The sequence below is a fragment of the Mesorhizobium sp. Arg314 genome (assembly GCF_053714275.1).
On record NZ_JBSKBP010000004.1, the window covers coordinates 72,694 to 91,481 of the forward strand.

At 65.6% G+C, this 18,788-nt stretch carries 16 protein-coding genes; 13 read left to right on the top strand and 3 right to left on the bottom strand.

All coding sequences use genetic code 11. The features are described 5' to 3' along the window. Window positions 1-9: 9 nt before the first annotated feature. Complete coding sequence (locus tag ACWGS9_RS06000) at window positions 10-1,665, top strand: FAD-binding dehydrogenase (RefSeq protein ID WP_454504360.1); 1,656 nt, start codon at window positions 10-12, stop codon at window positions 1,663-1,665. Window positions 1,666-1,690: 25 nt separating this feature from the next. Here the strand turns inward: ACWGS9_RS06000 and ACWGS9_RS06005 are convergent, their stop codons facing one another. Further along, entirely contained in the window at window positions 1,691-2,056 is a 366-nt protein-coding gene (locus ACWGS9_RS06005) for a VOC family protein (RefSeq protein ID WP_454504361.1), read from the bottom strand. Between the two features lie 147 nt (window positions 2,057-2,203). Between ACWGS9_RS06005 and ACWGS9_RS06010 the strand changes: the two genes are divergently transcribed. From ACWGS9_RS06010 to ACWGS9_RS06065, 12 genes are all read left to right on the top strand, one after another. Then, window positions 2,204-2,524, top strand: a complete 321-nt coding sequence (locus ACWGS9_RS06010) for a hypothetical protein (protein WP_454504362.1) — start codon at window positions 2,204-2,206, stop codon at window positions 2,522-2,524. 48 nt (window positions 2,525-2,572) lie between these two features. Next, window positions 2,573-3,460: a sigma factor gene (locus tag ACWGS9_RS06015; RefSeq protein WP_454504363.1), complete on the top strand. Its 888-nt coding sequence runs from the start codon at window positions 2,573-2,575 to the stop codon at window positions 3,458-3,460. A gap of 317 nt (window positions 3,461-3,777) precedes the next feature. After that, the gene (locus tag ACWGS9_RS06020) at window positions 3,778-4,089 is read left to right on the top strand and encodes a helix-turn-helix domain-containing protein (RefSeq protein ID WP_454504364.1); all 312 of its coding nucleotides are present in this window, start codon (window positions 3,778-3,780) and stop codon (window positions 4,087-4,089) included. Further along, complete coding sequence (hyfB, locus tag ACWGS9_RS06025) at window positions 4,086-6,101, top strand: hydrogenase 4 subunit B (RefSeq protein WP_454504365.1); 2,016 nt, start codon at window positions 4,086-4,088, stop codon at window positions 6,099-6,101. Before ACWGS9_RS06020 ends, hyfB begins: the two co-directional genes overlap by 4 nt. Continuing rightward, window positions 6,092-7,048: a respiratory chain complex I subunit 1 family protein gene (locus ACWGS9_RS06030; protein WP_454504366.1), complete on the top strand. Its 957-nt coding sequence runs from the start codon at window positions 6,092-6,094 to the stop codon at window positions 7,046-7,048. The genes hyfB and ACWGS9_RS06030 overlap by 10 nt, the downstream gene beginning before the upstream one ends. Continuing rightward, window positions 7,048-7,710, top strand: a complete 663-nt coding sequence (locus tag ACWGS9_RS06035) for a hydrogenase-4 component E (RefSeq protein ID WP_095819077.1) — start codon at window positions 7,048-7,050, stop codon at window positions 7,708-7,710. Before ACWGS9_RS06030 ends, ACWGS9_RS06035 begins: the two co-directional genes overlap by 1 nt. Then, a complete protein-coding gene (locus ACWGS9_RS06040; RefSeq protein ID WP_454504367.1) occupies window positions 7,707-9,158 on the top strand; it encodes a hydrogenase 4 subunit F in 1,452 nt (483 codons plus the stop codon). Before ACWGS9_RS06035 ends, ACWGS9_RS06040 begins: the two co-directional genes overlap by 4 nt. A gap of 20 nt (window positions 9,159-9,178) precedes the next feature. Then, the gene (locus tag ACWGS9_RS06045) at window positions 9,179-10,702 is read left to right on the top strand and encodes a hydrogenase large subunit (RefSeq protein WP_454504539.1); all 1,524 of its coding nucleotides are present in this window, start codon (window positions 9,179-9,181) and stop codon (window positions 10,700-10,702) included. Between the two features lie 68 nt (window positions 10,703-10,770). Beyond that, a complete protein-coding gene (locus tag ACWGS9_RS06050; RefSeq protein ID WP_454504368.1) occupies window positions 10,771-11,310 on the top strand; it encodes an NADH-quinone oxidoreductase subunit B family protein in 540 nt (179 codons plus the stop codon). Between the two features lie 338 nt (window positions 11,311-11,648). Further along, entirely contained in the window at window positions 11,649-15,719 is a 4,071-nt protein-coding gene (locus ACWGS9_RS06055) for a Pls/PosA family non-ribosomal peptide synthetase (protein ID WP_454504369.1), read from the top strand. After that, on the top strand, window positions 15,716-16,186 hold the full coding sequence (locus ACWGS9_RS06060) for a GNAT family N-acetyltransferase (protein ID WP_454504370.1): 471 nt from the start codon (window positions 15,716-15,718) through the stop codon (window positions 16,184-16,186). Before ACWGS9_RS06055 ends, ACWGS9_RS06060 begins: the two co-directional genes overlap by 4 nt. A 4-nt stretch (window positions 16,187-16,190) precedes the next feature. Next, window positions 16,191-16,841, top strand: coding sequence for a 4'-phosphopantetheinyl transferase family protein (locus ACWGS9_RS06065; protein ID WP_454504371.1), 651 nt, complete (start codon window positions 16,191-16,193; stop codon window positions 16,839-16,841). A 44-nt stretch (window positions 16,842-16,885) separates the two neighbouring features. Here the strand turns inward: ACWGS9_RS06065 and ACWGS9_RS06070 are convergent, their stop codons facing one another. Both ACWGS9_RS06070 and ACWGS9_RS06075 read right to left on the bottom strand, forming a co-directional pair. Then, window positions 16,886-17,782 carry an NAD(+)/NADH kinase gene (locus ACWGS9_RS06070; protein ID WP_454504372.1) on the bottom strand — a complete coding sequence of 299 codons (897 nt, stop codon included), beginning with the start codon at window positions 17,780-17,782 and terminating at the stop codon, window positions 16,886-16,888. Window positions 17,783-17,792: 10 nt separating this feature from the next. After that, entirely contained in the window at window positions 17,793-18,776 is a 984-nt protein-coding gene (locus tag ACWGS9_RS06075; protein ID WP_454504373.1) for an SPFH domain-containing protein, read from the bottom strand. Window positions 18,777-18,788: the final 12 nt, after the last annotated feature.

Sequence of the window (18,788 nt, forward strand, 5' to 3'; positions counted from 1 at the left end):
GAGGGAAACATGGCTGACGCGGATGCTATCATTGTCGGCGCGGGGCTGGCGGGCCTCGTTGCCGCTGCCGAACTGGCTGACGCCGGCAAGAAAATCATCATCGTCGACCAAGAACCGGAACAGTCGCTGGGCGGCCAGGCCTTCTGGTCGTTCGGCGGGCTTTTCCTGGTCGATTCGCCGGAGCAGCGGCGCATGCGCATCCGCGATTCCCACGACCTCGCGCTCGAGGACTGGATGGGCACCGCCGCTTTCGACCGTCCAGAAGATTTCTGGCCGCGCAAATGGGCTGAGTCCTATGTCGGCTTCGCCGCCGGCGAGAAACGCTCCTGGCTGATCGAGAGGGGCATGAAATTCTTCCCCGTCGTCGGCTGGGCCGAGCGCGGCGGCGGCAATGCTTATGGTCACGGCAATTCGGTGCCGCGTTTCCATATCACCTGGGGCACCGGTCCCGGTGTGCTCGAACCTTTCGTGCAGCGCGTGCGGGAGGCGCAAAAGCGCGGGCTGGTCCAGTTCAGGTTCCGCCACCGGGTCAACGAGATCGTCCGCACCGGCAACACTGTCACCGGCGTGCGCGGCGATGTGCTGGAGCCGAGCAGCGTCGAGCGCGGCCACAAGAGCGCGCGCAATGTGAGCGGCGACTTCGCGCTCCATGCGCAAGCGGTGATCGTCGCTTCCGGCGGCATCGGCGGCAACCATGAGCTGGTGCGCAGGAACTGGCCCGAGCGGCTCGGCACGGCGCCGAAGCGCATGATCACCGGCGTGCCCGACCACGTCGACGGCCGCATGCTGGCGATCAGCGAAGCGGCCGGCGGGCGGGTCATCAACCGCGACCGCATGTGGCACTATGTCGAGGGAATCAAGAACTGGGCGCCGATCTGGACCGATCATGCGATCCGCATCCTGCCCGGCCCCTCCTCGCTCTGGCTCGACGCGCGTGGAGAACGGCTGCCGGTGCCGCTTTATCCGGGCTTCGACACTTTGGCCACGCTCAGCCACATCATGCGCACCGGCTTCGACTATTCCTGGTTCATCCTGACCAGGAAGATCATCCAGAAGGAGTTCGCGCTGTCGGGCTCCGAACAGAATCCCGACCTCACCGGCAAAAGCTGGCGGCAGGTGCTGGGCCGCGCGACCAGCGGCATCCCAGGTCCGGTGAAAGCCTTCATGGAAAAGGGCGAGGATTTCATCGTCGAGGCCGACCTTTCCAGGCTGGTGGCGCGCATGAACGCGCTGGCCGGCGGCGAGCCGCTGCTGGAGGTGGCGCAGGTCGAGCGCGAGATCCGTGCCCGCGATAGGCAGCTCGACAACCCGTTCTCCAAGGATGCCCAGATCACCGCGTTGCGCGGCGCCCGCGCCTATCTCGGCGACCGGCTGATCCGCACGGCAAAGCCGCACAAGATGCTCGATCCGGCCAACGGCCCGCTGATTGCCGTGCGCCTCAACATCCTGACCCGCAAGACGCTGGGCGGCCTCGAGACGGACCTGGACAGCCGCGTGCTGGATGCCGCCGGACAGCCGGTGCCGGGGCTCTATGCGGTCGGCGAAGTCGCTGGCTTCGGCGGCGGCGGCGTGCATGGCTATGCGGCGTTGGAAGGCACGTTCCTCGGCGGCTGTATTTTTTCAGGCCGCAGCGCCGGGCGGGCGGCCGCCAAGGCGGTCGCCTGACCGCATGGCCGGCGACCGCGAGGCGCTACCGGCTGGCCAGCATCATGCGGTTGCCTTCACTGTCGCGGAACTCCGCGACGGTACGGCCCGGCTGCCACGGCGCTTCCAGCGGCTCGGTGACGATCTCGACGCCCTTGGCCCTGAGCGAGCCGACCCTCGCCTCGACGTCATCGTCGATCAGGACCAGCACCGGATCGGCGCTCGGCAACGTATCGGTGCGGCTGATGAAATGCAGGTTGGTGACCGCGTGGGGGAAGGCCAGCTCGACCCAGCGCCAGCCGCTATCGCCCATGGGCTGGTCGGCAATGACCTGGCAGGCAAGGTTGTTGGTGTAGAACGCCTTGGCGCGGTCCTGGTCGGATACCGGCAGCTCGGCAAACTGGATATGCATGGATGTCTCTCCTCATCGCGGAGGCCGCCGATGCGGCCTCGACGCATAAAAGACGACGGAGGCAGGCAAAAAGATTCTCGGGTCGACGAGAATCTTTTTGCCGGACCAAAACGTCTTTCCTTCGCAAGCCCATCGAAGGAGACGACCATGACCTACAACCTCATCCGCTACGGCGTGAAGGATGCCAGTATCGCCGAGAACCGGGCGTTGGTGGCGAAAGTGTTCGAGGCGCTGGATGAAACGCAGCCTCAATCCGTGTGCTATCTGGTGCTCGAACTGGAGAATGGCGAATTCGTCCATCTTGTCGGCTACGACAAGGACAGCTCGGCGCTCACCGAACTCGGCGCTTTCAAGGCCTTCGGCGCCAATCATGCCGAACGACGCTCGACGCCGCTTGCCAGGTCGCCGGCGAAGATCGTCGGCAATTATCGTATGCTGGCCAAGGCCGACAAAGCTGTGCCAGCCTGACCCGGGCGCGGTATGGCTCACGAGCCGGCGATCAAGAGAACAGGAACGATGAGCACAGCGAAATTCGGCCGCGCGGAACTTGAAGCCATGCTCGTCGGCCTGCGCCCGAAACTGCACCGCTATGCGGCGCGCATGGCCGGCTCGGCGATCGAGGGCGAGGACATCGTGCAGGAGGCGGCGGTGAAGGCGCTTGCCGCGCATGATGACGGTGCCCTCGTCGAACGCCCCGAGCAGTGGCTGTTTCGCATCGCCCACAACGCGGCGCAGGATCATCTGCGCCGTCGCCAGCGGGAGCGTTCCCGCATCACCGAGGCCGACATGACAACAGTGGAGGACCTCTCCGCCAACGCGGAGGCGAGACTGGGGACGGCGACGAGCCTGCGCGGCTTCATGCGCTTGACGCTGGCGCAGCGCAGCGCCGTCATCCTGGTCGACGTGCTCGGTCTCAGCCTGTTCGAGACCTGCGCGGTGACGGGCGCGACGCTTGCAGCCTCCAAGGCGGCGCTGCATCGCGGCCGGGCGGAGTTGAAGGCATTGGCGACGGCGCCGGACGACATGACCATGCCGAAGCTCGATCCGAAGGAAGAGCGGCAACTGCGCCGCTATATCGACCTGTTCAACGCCCGCGACTTCGATGGCGTCAGGGCGTTGATCGCCGAGGATGTCCAAGTCGACGTCATCAACCGCGCCCGTTTGCGCGGCAAGAAGGAAGCCTCGACCTATTTCGGCAATTACGACCGTGTCGACGACTGGGCGCTGTCGCTCGGCTTTGTCGAGGGACGGCCGGCGATCCTGATCCGCAACCCGCGGGCAGCCGATGCGGTGCGCGGCTTCATGCTGATCGACTGGCGCGACGATGAGGTCGCGATGATACGCGATTTCCGCTATGCGCCCTACTGCGTCGCCGACGCCGACATCCGCGCCATCGACGGCTAGTCGCCTAAAAGCGCGTCGCGCTGAACCGGATCCAGGCGACGCGCTTTAAGTCTTTGTTTTGATGCATGTCGTTGTCCCAGAACCGCTGCACACTTCTGGGCGACATGCATTAGCGGTCAGCGCGGGCGGCCGCGAATAAAGTGCCCATTTCTGCCGGCATGGGCGACAGGAAGGAAGCGGCCGTGGCCTCATAAACGTCCGCCAGTGAATTACCATCAACATCAATGTTTAAAACATCAATACTTGACGATAGAACCTTTTAATGTAGGCTACAGCACCGAGACCTCACATCTTGGAACTGAGTCAGAGAGTCGTCGGTGATAACCGCACCGCAATTGCGCGCAGCAAGATCGCTGCTCGGCATCGATCAACGCCGGCTTGCCGAATTGTCCGGCCTGTCGGTGCCGACGATCCAGCGCATGGAAGCCAGCGGCTCGATCATCCGGGGCAATGTCGATTCGCTGATGAAGCTGATCGCGGCGCTTGAGGCGGCCGGCATCGAACTGATCGGCGAAGGCGCAGCCAGCCAGGGCGGCGGGCGCGGCGTGCGGCTGAAGGCCGGTTTCGCCATCGCCAAGGCGTCCGAAACCGATGGCGACGATACCGAACCCGGCGGGAGCCTGCCGTGAATTCGACCGTCGCCCCTCTGCTGTGCGGCCCCGCCGCGCTTTTGGCAACAGCCGTCCTGGCCGCGGCCGTCAGCCGTCTCGGCGGCGCGACGCGTCTGGTCTATGGCGCTGCGTTTGTCATTTCAGCCGTCCTGCTCGTGATCGCCGCCGGCCATCTCGCCGGCAACTCCGGCGAGGCGTCCGCCACCTTGCCGCTCGGCCTGCCCTGGACCGGCGCCCGGTTCCGCCTCGACGGCCTGTCGGCGTTCTTTCTCGTCGTCGTCAACCTGGGCGGCGCCATCACCAGCCTTTACGGCCTCGGCTATGGCCGGCACGAATCCGCGCCGCATCGCGTGCTGCCGTTCTATCCGGCGTTCCTCGCCGGCATGAACCTCGTCGTGCTGGCCAACGACGCCTTCAGCTTCCTGTTGTCCTGGGAGTTCATGTCGCTCGCCTCCTGGGCGCTGGTCATGGCGCATCATCGCGACGAGGCCAACCGGCTGGCCGGCACCATCTACCTGGTGATGGCAAGCTTCGGCACGATGGCGCTCCTGCTTGCCTTCGGCCTGCTGGCGGGGCCGGCGGGAACCTATGCGTTCGACGCGATGCGGACGGCGCATCCCGACCGGTTCGCCGCCGGCGCGGTGCTGGTCCTCATGCTGCTTGGCGCAGGCTCCAAGGCCGGCCTCGTGCCGCTGCATGCCTGGCTGCCGCTTGCCCACCCGGCCGCACCCAGCCACGTTTCGGCGCTGATGAGCGGCATCATGACGAAGGTCGCCGTCTACGGCTTCATCCGCGTGGTGTTCGACCTGCTCGGCGAGCCGGCATGGTGGTCGGGCATAGCGGTGCTTCTCATCGGCGGCGTGACGGCAGTCCTGGGCATCCTCCACGCGATGATGGAAAAGGACCTCAAACGGCTGCTTGCCTATTCGACCATCGAGAATATCGGCGTCATCTTTGCCAGCCTCGGCCTTGCGCTGGCCTTCAAGGCGAACGGCATGCCGTCGGCGGCGGCGCTGGCCTTCACCGCGGCGCTCTTCCACGTGCTGAACCATTCCTTCTTCAAGAGCCTGCTGTTCTTCGGCGCCGGCGCCGTGCTCTCGGCAACCGGCGAACGCGACATGGAAAAGCTCGGCGGCCTCATCCATCGACTGCCGGTGACCAGCTTCGTCTTCCTCATCGGCTGCGTCTCGATCTCGGCGCTGCCGCCCTTCAACGGCTTCGCCTCCGAATGGCTGGTCTTCCAGGCCATATTGCGCAGCCCCGAGCTGCCGCAATGGGGGCTGAAGGTCATCGTGCCCGCGGTTGGCGGCATGCTGGCGCTGTCGGCGGCGCTGGCCGCGGCCTGCTTCGTCAAGGCATTCGGCATCACCTTCCTTGGCCGCGCGCGGTCGGCGGCGGTGGAGCGGGCACACGAGGTCGACCGCTGGTCGCTGGCGGCGATGGCCGTGCTTGCCGCCTTCTGCCTGCTGGCCGGCATTCTGCCCGGCCTCGTCATCGACGGCCTGTCGCCGGTGACGCTTTCGCTCGTCGGCGACCGCATGCCGGTTCAGATGGCCGAGCCCTGGCTGTCGATCGTGCCGATCGCCGAGAGCCGCAGCTCCTACAACGGCCTCCTGGTGTTCGGCTTCATCACCATCTCGGCGTCGTTTGCCGCCTTCTTCATTCACCGCTTCGCCTCGCATGCCGTGCGCCGGGGCATTGCATGGGGGTGCGGCTTCGCGGACGCGGTGCCGGCCGCGCAATACACGGCCGTCAGCTTCGCGCAGCCCATCCGCCGCGTCTTCGGCGGCTTCGCGTTCCGCGCCCGCGAGACGGTGGAAATGCCGGCACCAGGCGCCCTCGATCCGGCGCGCCTCAAGGTGGATATGCACGATGTGGCCTGGGAGACCTTCTACCAGCCGATCGCCGGCGCGATCGATTTCGCCACCGAGCGGCTGAACCATCTGCAGTTCCTGACGATCCGCCGCTACCTGACGCTGGTCTTCCTCTATCTCGTCATCCTGCTTCTGGTGCTTGCGCTATGGCCGTGATCTTCGATCTGGCCGTGCAGGGCGCGCAGATGCTGGTCGTGCTTCTGCTGGCGCCGCTTTTGATCGGCTTCGTGCGCAAAGTGAAGGCAAGGCTCGTCAGGCGGCAGGGGCCCTCGGTGATCCAGCCCTACCGCGATCTCGTCAGGCTGATGCGCAAGGAGGTCGTGCTGGCGGACAATGCGTCCTGGCTGTTCCGCGTGACGCCCTACCTGATCTTCGCCGCCACCTGGGTCGCGGCGGCGCTCGTTCCGACATTCGCCACCGGCCTCGAATTCAGCTGGGCAGCCGATCTCATCGTCATCGTGGCGCTGCTCGGCAGCGCACGCTTCTTCCAGGCGCTGGCCGGGATGGATGTCGGCACCAGCTTCGGCGGCATCGGCGCCAGCCGCGAAGTGATGATCGCATCGCTGGCCGAACCCGCGATGCTGCTGATCGTCTTCAGCCTGGCGCTCGTCGCCGGCGCCACGCAGCTTTCGACGGTCGCCGCCTTCATGGGCTCGCCGCAGGTCGGGCTGCGGGTGTCGCTCGGCATGTCGCTGATCGCCCTGGTGATGGTGGCGATCGCCGAGAATGCGCGAATACCGGTCGACAATCCGGCCACGCATCTGGAGCTCACCATGGTGCATGAGGCGATGATCCTGGAATATTCCGGCCGTCATCTGGCGATGATCGAGCTCGCCACCTTCCTCAAGCTCCTGCTCTACATGTCGCTGATCTCCTGCGTTTTCCTGCCCTGGGGGCTGGAAAGCGCGGGCACGGGGCCGAAATCGCTGGCTATCGGCGCCGCCGCCTATCTGGGCAAGCTGGCGGTGCTTGCCATCCTGCTTGCCGTGTTCGAGACGGCCGTCGCCAAGATGCGTGTCTTCCGCGTGCCGGACTTCCTGGGCGCGGCGTTGATGCTGGCGCTGCTCGGCACGCTTTTGCTGTTCGTCTCGCGGAGCCTGTGATGAACGGTCTCACCTTCGACATCGCCCATCTGCTCGCCGGCAGCCTGGTGCTGATCTCCTTCATGATGCTCTACCAGGACCGGCTGTTCGCGCTGATCAACGTCTTTGCGCTGCATGCGGTCGTGCTTGCGCTCTCGGTGGCCTGGCAGGCCTATATCCAGGACGCGCATCATCTCTACATCACCGCGGCAATAGCGCTGGTCTTCAAGGCGATCGTCATTCCCGTCGGGCTGCATCGCATCATCCAGCGGCTCGGTATCCACCGCGACATCGAGACCGCCGTCGGCATCGGCCCGACCATGCTTGCGGGCATCGGGCTGGTGACGCTCTCCATGGTTCTGATGCTTCGGGTGACGCCCGAGGCCGACCCGCTCGCCCGCGAGGATCTGGCCTTCGCGCTGTCGATCATATTGCTGGGGCTGCTCGTGATGGTCACAAGGCGCAACGCCGTCAGCCAGGTCGTCGGCTTCATGTCGCTGGAGAACGGCCTGGTGCTGGCCGCCACCGGCGCCAAGGGCATGCCGCTTGTCGTCGAGATCAGCGTCGCCTTCTCGATCCTGATCGCCTTCATCGTCATCGGCGTCTTCCTGTTCCGCATCCGGGAACGGTTCGATTCGGTCGATATCGGCGCGCTCGACGACTACCGGGGAGAACGCCGGTGACCGGGTTTTCCTTCGATGCCGTGGCGGCGATCCTTTTTGTTCCAGCGGCCGCCGCGGCTGTCCTGGCGGCATTGCCCAACTACCGCATGACGGCGCTTGTCAACGTCGCGGCCAGCCTGCTCACTCTGCTCGCGGCGCTGTCGCTGTTCGTCACGGAACGGCCTGCGCCAGGACAATATCTCCTGGTCGACGACCTCAACATCGTCTTCATCGTGCTCAACACATTCGTCGGCTTCACCACCAGCGTGTTCAGCGCGTCCTATATCGCGCATGAGCTGGAAACAGGGCGGCTGACCGCGCCGAACCTGCGGTTCTACCACGCGATGTACCAGATCATGATGTTCGGCATGAACCTCGCCTTCGTGTCGAACAATATCGGCCTTATGTGGGTCGCGGTGGAGCTGGCCACGCTGACCACCGTGCTGATGGTCGGCATCTACCGCACGCATGAGGCGCTGGAGGCGGCGTGGAAGTATTTCATCCTCGGCAGCGTCGGCATCGCCCTCGCGCTGTTCGGCACCATCCTCGTCTACATGGCCGCGCAGCCGGTCGTCGGGGAAGGCACCAACGCCATGGTCTGGTCGGTGCTGATCGAAAAGGCGGCGCATTTCGATCCGGCCCTGCTCAGCGTCGCCTTCATCTTCCTGCTGCTCGGCTATGGAACCAAGGTCGGGCTCGCGCCCCTGCATGCCTGGCTGCCCGATGCGCATGCGGAGGGCCCGACACCGATCTCGGCGGTGCTGTCGGGCCTGCTGCTCAACGTCGCGCTCTACGCCGTGCTGCGCTTCAAGCTTTTGCTCGCGGCAAACCCGCAGGCGATCGGCCCGGGGCCGCTGATGGTCACGATGGGACTGACCTCGCTCATCTTCGCGGCCTTCATGCTCTACCGCCGCCGCGACATCAAACGCCTGTTCGCCTATTCGTCGATCGAACATATGGGCATCATCGTCTTTGCCTTCGGCATGGGCGGCCCGCTCGCCAACTTCGCCGGCCTGCTGCACATGGTCATGCACAGCCTGACCAAGTCGGCGATCTTCTTCGCCGTCGGCCATATCGCGCAGGTCAAGGGCACGCAGAAGATTTCCGAGATCAGGGGGCTGACCGAAAGCCATCCGGGGCTTGGCTGGGCGCTCGTCATCGGTGTCGTGGCAATCGCCGGCCTGCCGCCGCTCGGCATCTTCATGAGCGAATTCCTGGTCGTCAGCTCGACCTTCGCCAGGCATCCGTGGCTGGCGATCCCGCTGGTGTTCGGGCTGCTTATCGCCTTCGGGGCGCTGTTGTTGCGGCTGACCGGCGTCGCCTTCGGCGAGCCGCGCGGCGGCATGGCGCCGGTCGAGGCGTCCTACGTGCCGATGTATTCGCACCTCGCCTTGGTGTTTGCCGCCGGCATCTATCTGCCGGCGCCGCTGGTCGCATGGTTCCAGCATGTCGCCGGCATACTGGGGTGAGGCGCATGATCAGGAAAAGCATGCCCGCACTCGCCGACCTCATCGACGCCGCTCGCATGGTAGACCATCACGCGCCATGGCGGCGCGCCGTGGTCGCCCCGAAGGTCTGGAACCTTGCCGTCGAGCAGCTCGCCGACGGCCGCTGGAGCCTGCTCGGCCTGTGGGGCGAGCCGGACAAGGTGCACATGGCGCTTCTCGACGAAGCGCTGAACGTCGGGGTGATCAGCCTGGACTGCCGTGGCGGCCGCTATCCCTCGGTCGGCCAATATCATGCGCCGGCCTTGCGGCTGGAACGCGCCGCGGCGGACCTCTTCGGGCTGGCGCCGCAAGGCCTGCCCGATACCCGCTGCTGGCTCGACCATGGCCAATGGGACATCAGCCATCCGCTGGCGGGGCAGCCCGGCGGACCGGCGGCCGCCGCCTCCTACCGGTTCCTGGCGGCGGAGGGCGAAAGCCTCCACCAGGTCGCGGTCGGACCGGTGCATGCCGGCATCATCGAGCCGGGGCATTTCCGCTTCACGGCCGGCGGCGAAACGGTGGTGCGGCTGGAAGAGCGGCTGGGCTATGTGCACAAGGGCATTGAAGGCCTGATGGCCGGCGCGTCGCTCGATCGCGCGGCCAGGCTGGCGGGCCGGACCTGCGGCGACAGCACGGTCGCCTATTCACTGGCCTTTGCCCGGGCGGTGGAGGCGGCGCTCGGCATCACGCCGCCGCCGCGCGCAACATGGCTGCGGGCATTGATGGCCGAACTGGAGCGCCTCGCCAATCATCTTGGCGACATCGGCGCCATCTGCAACGACGCCGCCTTCGCGATCATGCACGCCCATTGCGGCGTGTTGCGCGAGCGCGTGCTGCGCGCCGCCGACGCGGCGTTCGGCCATCGCCTGATGCGCGACCGCATCCTGCCGGGCGGCGCGGCAAGCGATCTGAACGAGGCGGGCACCGGCGCCATCCGATCGCTGGTCGCGGAGATCAGGCAGCGCTTCCCGCACCTGGTGGAACTCTACGACAACACAGCCTCACTGCAGGACCGCACGGTGGCGACCGGCCGGCTCAAGGTCGAGCTTGCCCGGCAATATGCCGCCGGCGGCTATGTCGGGCGGGCCTCGGGCCGCGATTTCGATGCGCGCCGCACCCCAGGCTACGCGCCTTACGACCAGCTCGCCTTCGATGTGCCGGTGCTGCAGGAGGGCGACGTCAACGCGCGCGTCTGGATCCGCGTCCGCGAAGTCGAGCAGGGCCTGTCGCTGGTCGAGCAGATATTGGCGCGCCTGCCCGCTGGCCCGATCAGCGTCGAGGTCGCCGCAGACGGCAATGCCGCGGACGGGCCGCGCGAGGGGATGGCGCTGGTCGAGGGTTTCCGCGGCGACATACTGGTCTGGCTGCGTATCGGCGAGGACGGCTCGATCGAGCGCTGCCACCTGCGCGACCCCTCATGGTTCCAGTGGCCGCTCCTGGAAGCGGCGATCGAGGGCAACATCATCGCCGACTTCCCGATCTGCAACAAATCGTTCAACTGCGCCTATTCCGGTCATGACCTCTAGACCATGATCCCTAAAAGTGGAGGCCGGTTTTTCGGAAAAGATCATGGTCAAACAATAGATATGCCATCATGCGCAAGCTGCTCTTCGAAAGCCTGATCCGTCCTCCCTTGACCGAGCGTTCGCCGCAAGTCAGCGACGCGGCGGTCGACGAGCTGGCGCGCGCGCTCGATGGGACCGCCCGCAAGCGGCTGGGCCGGAGCCTGTCGATCCGCGCGGTCGACGCCGGTTCCTGCAATGGCTGCGAGCTCGAAATGCACGCGCTCAACAACGCCTTCTACGACATCGAGCGCTTCGGCTTCCGCTTCGTCGCCTCGCCGCGCCATGCCGATGTGCTTTTAGTCACCGGGCCGGTCACGAAGAACATGCGCGAGGCGCTGAAGCGGACCTGGGACGCGACGCCCAACCCGAAATGGGTGGTCGCGCTCGGCGACTGCGCCAAGGACGGCGGCTGCTTCGCCGGCAGCTACGCTGTCGTCGGCGGCGTGTCGGACGCGGTGCCGGTCGACCTGCACATTCCAGGCTGCCCGCCGGCGCCGATCGAGATCCTCAAGGGATTGATCGCGCTGCTCGACGGCGCGAACGGCAAGGCCGGCGCTTCCACGGGTTGAGAGGGAGCGCTATCGTCATGAAACCTCCGCAGCTCTGAAGTAGCGTGCTGGCGGCGATCGGATGACGGGGCGGTCGCCAGTGCGTCGTTCGCGGCAGGCCCGGCAAAGTCCGCTCAAGCGCCGGAAGCGGATTCGTCCAAACGTGTTTTAGGTCATTGTTTTGATGTATGTCGTTCTGCCGGAAAATCGCTGCGCAATTTTTTGAGTGATAGCGTCAAAGCGCACCGCATCTCAATTCGGCCGCAAAGACAGATCAACTGGCCCAATATCATCAGCTTATTGTCTTTTCGCCACTCGCGGCATAGTGCGAGCGAACACGCGCTCGGCGGGATTCCCCAATGCCTCTCAATGAACTAAGCAAGCCCATCAGGCAAAGCTCTCGCACGGCCAATGTAGCAGAGAGCTCACCGGCGCGAGACCAGGTTCTTGTCGGTCCCGATTTCATCCACAAGGGCGAGCCGAATGAGCGGCTCGACCGGTTCTTCGGCGACCTGGCGAGTCGCTTCGACGCTGCGCCCGCGGTCATTTCCGGCGGCTGTGCCTGGTCGTATCGCGAGCTGAACAGCCGCGCCAACCAGTTCGCCCATCTTTTGATCGAGCGCGGCGTGAAGCCTGGCGACCGGATCGGCCTTTTGCTCGACCGCTCGGCCGAGACCTACATCGCCGTGCTTGCCGTGATGAAGGCCGGAGCGGCATTTGTCCCCCTGGCCACGGCGTTTCCGGAAGATCGCATGGTGATGATCATCGAGGACGCCAACGTCACGATGGTGATCAGCGTCTCCGGCTATGCGGCGCGTGTGGCGCGCCTGCCCGTTCCGCATATCTCTATCGATTCGGCGGAGTCCGAAATCGCGCTCCAGCCGGAAACAGCGCCCTTGCCGGACGGCAGCCAGGATCAAACCTGCTATATCCTCTACACCTCCGGCACCACCGGCAAGCCGAAGGGCGTGGTCATCACGCACCAGAGCTTCTGCAACTTCATCCGTGTCGCCGCGGCGTCCTACGGCTATCAACCCGGCGACCGGGTATACCAGGGCATGACCATCGCCTTCGACTTTTCCTCGGAGGAGATCTGGGTGCCATTCACCGCCGGCGCCACCGTCGTGCCGGCGCCGGGCCAGCAGCCGCTCGTTGGCGAGGAGCTGGCGAGCTTCCTGCGCGAGCACAACATCACCTGCATGGCCTGCAGCCCGACGCTGCTGTCATCGATCGAAAGCGACGCGCCAAGCCTGCGTGCGATCCTGGTCGGCGGCGAAGCCTGCTCGCAGAAGCTCGTCACCCGCTGGGCAAAGCCGGGCCGCAAGATTCTCAACACCTATGGGCCGACCGAGGCGACGGTCACTGCCACGATGGCCTTGCTGATCCCCGACGAGCCGGTGACCATCGGCAAGCCGTTGCCCACCTATTCGATAGCCATTCTCGATCCCGAAAAGCCGGAAGTGCTGACCGGCGACCAGTTGGGCGAGGTCTGCATCGGCGGCATGGGCGTGGCGGTCGGCTATCTCAATCGGCCGGAACTCACCGAACAGCGGTTCATCAAGGATTTCATCGGCCTGCCGAACAATCCCAGCGGCCGCATCTATCGGACCGGCGACCTTGGCCGCATAAACGACAACGGTGATATCGAATATCACGGCCGCATCGATACGCAGGTGAAGATCCGCGGCTACCGAATCGAGCTTGGCGAGATCGAAGCCGTGCTTCTGGATCAGCCGGACATCGCGCAGGCGGCGGTGACGACATGGGAGATCGAGCCCGAGCGCACGGAGCTGGTCGCCTATTATGCCCCCAAAAGCGGCGGTGACGGTGTGGACCGCACCGCTCTCGTGCAGGAGCTCAAGCGGCGGCTGCCCGACTACATGGTTCCAGCCTATCTGGAGCAGTTGCCCGCGATCCCGATGACCGTTTCCGACAAGGTCGACCTGCGGAAATTGCCAAAGCCGACGAGCGCCCGCGTCGCCGCCGGCCATGCGATGATCGACCCGCGCAACGAGGACGAGAAGTTTCTCGTCGACACGCTGCAGGACGTGCTGAAGTTCGAGGATATCTCCATCGAGGATCACTTCTTCGACGATCTCGGCGCGAACTCGCTGTTGATGGCGCGGTTCTGCGCGCGCATCCGCTCGCGCAAGGCCTGGTCGACGACTTCGATGCGCGACATCTACCTGCACCCGACGGTGGCGAAGCTCGCCGATTGCCTGCGGGCGCCGCAGATGGCCGCGGTTGCCGCGAGCGAGCCGATGCTGACGCATCGGGCCTCCAATTTTGCCATTTGGGCAACAGGATTCGGCCAGCTGCTGTTCTACGCGGTCTACAGCTTCATGGCGTTGTGGTCGATCAATGACGGCCTCACCTGGGTCTATGACGCCCTGGACGACCCGACCTCGCTCTATCTGCGCTGCGTGCTTCTGTCCGCCGGCGTGTTCTTCGGGTTAAGCGGCTTCGCCATCGCCGCCAAATGGCTGCTGGTCGGCCGCTGGAAGGCCGAAACCTTCCCGATCTGGGGCTGGCGCTACTATCGCTTCTGGATCGTGAAGACGCTGGTTCGCAGCGCCCCGGTCGTGCTGTTTCGCGGCAGTCCGCTCTATAGCCTCTATCTGCGCCTGCTCGGCGCGCGGCTCGGCAACCGCACGGTCATCGAGTGCAGAGCGGTTCCGGTCTGCACCGACCTGATCGCCATCGGCGACAACTCGATCCTGCGCAAGGATTCAACGATCCTCGGTTTCCGCGCGCAAGCTGGCTACATCCATACCGGGCCTGTAAACATCGGCAACAACGCCTTCGTCGGCGTCGGATCGACCCTGGACATCGATACCCGCATGGGCGACGACACCCAGCTCGGCCATGCCTCGTCGCTGTATCGCGGGCAGGCCGTACCGGCCGGCGAGCGGTGGCACGGATCGCCGGCGATCCCGACCGAGGCGAATTACTGCACCGTTCCCAACGTCCCGCTGTCGCGGGCGCGGCGGGTCATCTATGAGATGATCCAGCTCTTCATCCTCTTTGCCATCGTCACACCGTTCCCGCTTCTGTTTCACAGCTACTGGGAAAATGTCGGCGACGACTACGATGAGACCATCGGCGTCGTGGCGATCGGCACAACGGTCACGGTGGCCGGCTTCATCGTCGGCGGGGTGCTGCTGGCGGCGATCGTGCCGCGTCTGTTCAACCTCGTGCTGAAGCCCGGCCGAAACTATTCGCTCTATGGGTTCCACTACTGGCTGCAAACAATGCTGGAGCTGGTCAGCAATGTGCGGCTGCTGAACGTGCTGTTCGGCGACAGCTCGGCCATCATCTACTACCTGCGCGCCATCGGGTGGCGGCTCAACAAGGTGGATCAGACCGGGTCGAATTTCGGCACCAACCAGCGGCACGAAAACCCGCAGCTGAGCGAGATCGGCTCGCATACGATGGTGTCCGACGGCCTGTTCATGGTCAACATGCAGAAGTCGGCCAACTCCTTCCGCATCGAGCATACGCGGGTCGGCGAACGCAACTTCTTCGGCAACAACATCATCTATTCACCGGATTCCCGCGTCGGCGACAATTGCCTGCTCGGGACCAAGGTCCACGTGCCGGTGGACGGTCCCATGCGCGAGAATGTCGGGCTTCTGGGCTCGCCACCCTTCGAAATTCCGCGCATGGTCAATCGCGACAGGGAGCTTCTCGGATTGATCTCCGACAAGGAGCGGAGCCGTCGGCTGCCGCTGAAGAACCTGCACAATCTCGTCACCGCGCTGATGTTCGTGGCCGCGCAGTGGCTGATCCTCTTCCTGTCGCTCGCCATCTGGGACCGCGCGCTCAACTACTATACCGAATGGACGCAGACGGCGCTGTTCGTGGCGGTGGCGCTGACCACGGCGATCGGTATTCCGTTCTACATCTTCCTCGAGCGCGCCAGCCTCGGTTTCCGCCGGCTGAAACCCAGGATGGCGACGATCTACGACCCGGTTTTCTGGCGGCACGAACGTCACTGGAAGCTGTCCGATTCACCGATCATGGGCCTGTTCACCGGCACCCCGTTCCGGCCGCTCATCCTGCGCATGCTGGGTGTGAAGGTCGGGCTGCGGCTCTATGATGGCGGCTGCATCATAACCGAGCGGTCGCTGGTGGAGATCGGCGACGACGTGACGCTCAACGAGGGCTGCGTGATCCAGCCGCACTCGCTGGAGGAAGGCGCGTTCAAGTCCGACTATATCCGCATCGGCAACGGCTGCACGCTGGCACCTTCCGCCTTCGTTCACTACGCGGTGGTGATGGGCGAGGGGTCCGTGGCCGACGTCGACTGCTTCGTCATGAAGGGCGAAGTGCTCGAGCCGAACACGGTCTGGCGCGGCAATCCGGCGAAGCTCTATGGCGTGGTGACGCCGATTGACGCCCGCGCGATGGAAATCGGGCACGCCCCGTGACGCGCCCCGCCGGCACGAGCGACCGGCCGGTTGCCTTGGAGCCTGTCGGCAAGGGCAACCGGGCGGCGATATTGGCGCTCGAACTGTTGCCGGAGCAGAAGGGATTCGTTGCCTCCAACGCCGAATCGCTGGCCGAGGTCCGGCAGGATGACGAGGCGATCGCCCGGGCGGTGACCGCCGCCGGGCGCGTCGTCGGATTTTTGATGTACAGCGCGCCGGAGGATGATGACGAAGCGATCATCTATCGCTTCATGATCGACCGGCGCGAGCAGGGCAAGGGCCTTGGCCGTGCCGCCGTCGCCAAGGCGCTGGAGGAGATTGCGCGGCTCAACCACATCCGCAGCGTTTCGATTTGCTATGAACCGGAGAACGAGGCGGCGCGCCGGCTTTACGCAGGCTTCGGTTTCATCGAGCGGGGGCTGGACGAGGACGACGAGATGATCGCCGTGCGAGAACTGGGCGGATAGGGCGTTGAACACCCAACCGAAAGGGGCACGACCGGACATCGAGAGGGCCGTCGAGCGCGCATTGACGGGCTTCATGCCGCCTGGCCTGATCACCGGCTGCCGTCTTATTCGTACCGGAGACGAGCAATATCTCCTGCCGGCGGAAAACGCCTCCATCGCGGCACGCGACCCCAGGGCGCGCGCCGCCAGCGGGGCGGGTCGCCGGGTCGCGCACGAATTGCTTCGGCGACTGGGGTGTGCGGATCCCGCCGTGCCGCGCGGCCAACTGGGAAACCCGATCTGGCCGGCGGGCATCGTCGGCTCGATCGCGCATGACGACGACCTGGCCGTGGCCGTCGTCGCGCGATCCGACGCGGTGAAAAGCGTGGGCGTCGACATCGAGGCCGCCCTGCCATTGCCTCGGGAGCTTGAGGCGATCGTGGCCACGCCTCAAGACCGCCAGGGCGATCTTGAGCCAGCCACAGGCAGCCGCGTCCTGTTTGCCGCCAAAGAGGCGGTCTACAAGGCATCGTTTCCGCTCGACGGCCGCGTGCTGGGCTTCGAGGACATCGCCGTTGATTTCGCACCCGGCGAAGCAGTCACATCATCCGGCCGGCGCCTGACTGTGCGCTTCACCACCTCGCCCAGAATCCTGGCGCTGGCTTATTCGGTGTGAGCGTGCCGAGCTCTGCCCGAGCCGCCTCGCTGTCTTGCCACAGCTCATTGACCGACCACAAGGCGCAGCACCCTTGACGCCGGCGACAGCCGCACCTGCCTGCCCCAGTCGAAGGCGATGAAATCCTGCTCGATGCCGTCGGCGAAGATCACGCCGCCCTCATTCATGCGCGAGGTAATGAAGAGCGGTTTCCCGGTGATCTTCCCCGCCCGCAGTTTCGTGGCGGTGGCGACGCTCGGGAAGGGCTCGCGCACCCAGAAACCGACCGCATGCTCTTCGCGGCCGAGCGACAGTTCCAGATGCGTCGCTTCCATGATCGAGCGCGCCCAGCCGGTCGCGCCGGTGCCGGAGGCGACGATGAGGCCGCTGGAGGAATGGTCCTCCGTCTCGCCTTCCGCCTCGATGCGGTAACGTGCCGACTGGTGGCTGCGGTGGCCGACGAAGATCTCGTTGAGCGCGAGAAGCGTCTCGCCCTCGCCCAGCTCGGCCTGGACCATCGTGCGCGATTCCATTTCGACATCGCCGGCGCCGCTGGCGACAAGCAGCCCGGCCAGCCTGCCGACGCCGATGCGCACCAGGACGCCGTCATAGAGATCCGGCGCCGGATTGACGCCGAGCACGGGCTGACCGTTCAGATATTTGGCGACGTTGGCGACCAGGCCGTCCTGCCCGACTGCGACAACGACATCGTCGGGCGCGAACAGGAAGCGGTTGAGGTCGGCGCGCGTCACCAGGGTTTGGCGCCAGTCGGCCGGCACTGCGGCGCGGGCCGTGCCCAGGGCGGCGTGGAAGCGGTCGTGCCGGGCCTCGACGTCTTCCAGCCGCTGGCCGCGCGTCTCGAGGAAGAAGCGGGCCTGACCGCGCGTCGCGTGATGCGCGATCAGAAGCTCGTAGTCGGTCTCCCGCGTCACGAAGACCGCACGGGGTCGGTTCGCGGCCATGTCCGTTCCCTCAGCGCGCCTCAATCACCGCCGGGCCCTTGCGGAACTCGCCGAGTACAGTGGCGAGCAGGTCGGGCGTCACGTTGACATGGTCGATCTTGTCCAGCTTGCCGGCGAGTTGCTGGGCCGCAAGCCCGAGCAGGATCGCGGGCGGCAGGTCGCGGTAGATGGCGATATGCTGCCTTTCTGTCTCCGCCCTGGCGCCCTCGATGGTGCGGATGCGCTCGGCCTCGGCGCCTGCCTCGATCTGCTGCGCTTCGGCCGCGCCGCTGGCACGGTTGCGGGCGTTCTCGACCTCTTCGGCGATGAGCAGCTTCTCGCGCCGCGCCAGTTCGGTCTTGTTCGCCAGCTCGTTCTCAGCAATGGCGCGCTCCTTCTCGACGGCTAAAGCCCGACGCTGGAAGGTCGCTTCGTCGGCTTTCTGCTGCAGGGCCTCGAAGGTCGGCGTCTGCAGTGCCCGCTCGAGCTCGCTGGTCGGCGTCAGGTTGGTAAGCCTGACCGCGACGGCGGCGACGCCGATGTCGGTGAGCGCCGGATCGGCCGCGACCACCGCCTGCAGCCGCTCGCGCAACGGCGCCGGGCCGGCGTCGAGCAGCGTCCGCACCGGCGCTTGGCCGAGATATTGCTGGACCGCCTGGTTGGCGATACCGGCGATGCGTGCCTGGATCTTTTCGATCGGCTCGCCACGCAATTTGCCGTTCCGGAGATCGATGCTGAAATCGACACGCTCGGCGAGCCGCGCTGGGTCGACGACATGCCAGCCGATGGTGCCCTGCACGGCGACGGTCTGGAAATCCTGGCTGCGGCCCTTGACGAACAGCGTCATCTCGCGGTCGTCCATCGGCAGTTCGGCAATGCTGGCGGTCTCGGCCACGAACCAGAAGACCAGGCCGCGGCCGCTCTGCGTTGCACGGCCGTTGCGGTAGCGGATGACGTGGCTGCTTGCCTCGCTGCGAAGCTGGGCGATGAAGCCGAAACTGCGGATAGTGGCCATGATGATTTCTCC

Coding starts and splice junctions, on each gene's coding strand:
- ACWGS9_RS06045 (WP_454504539.1), top strand. CDS start 9,179: ATGCCCGCACTCGCCGACCTCATCGACGCCGCTCGCATGGTAGACCAT.
- ACWGS9_RS06070 (WP_454504372.1), bottom strand. CDS start 17,782: ATGGCCGCGAACCGACCCCGTGCGGTCTTCGTGACGCGGGAGACCGAC.
- ACWGS9_RS06075 (WP_454504373.1), bottom strand. CDS start 18,776: ATGGCCACTATCCGCAGTTTCGGCTTCATCGCCCAGCTTCGCAGCGAG.
- ACWGS9_RS06015 (WP_454504363.1), top strand. CDS start 2,573: ATGAGCACAGCGAAATTCGGCCGCGCGGAACTTGAAGCCATGCTCGTC.
- ACWGS9_RS06005 (WP_454504361.1), bottom strand. CDS start 2,056: ATGCATATCCAGTTTGCCGAGCTGCCGGTATCCGACCAGGACCGCGCC.
- ACWGS9_RS06010 (WP_454504362.1), top strand. CDS start 2,204: ATGACCTACAACCTCATCCGCTACGGCGTGAAGGATGCCAGTATCGCC.
- ACWGS9_RS06030 (WP_454504366.1), top strand. CDS start 6,092: ATGGCCGTGATCTTCGATCTGGCCGTGCAGGGCGCGCAGATGCTGGTC.
- ACWGS9_RS06035 (WP_095819077.1), top strand. CDS start 7,048: ATGAACGGTCTCACCTTCGACATCGCCCATCTGCTCGCCGGCAGCCTG.
- ACWGS9_RS06055 (WP_454504369.1), top strand. CDS start 11,649: ATGCCTCTCAATGAACTAAGCAAGCCCATCAGGCAAAGCTCTCGCACG.
- ACWGS9_RS06000 (WP_454504360.1), top strand. CDS start 10: ATGGCTGACGCGGATGCTATCATTGTCGGCGCGGGGCTGGCGGGCCTC.
- ACWGS9_RS06050 (WP_454504368.1), top strand. CDS start 10,771: ATGCGCAAGCTGCTCTTCGAAAGCCTGATCCGTCCTCCCTTGACCGAG.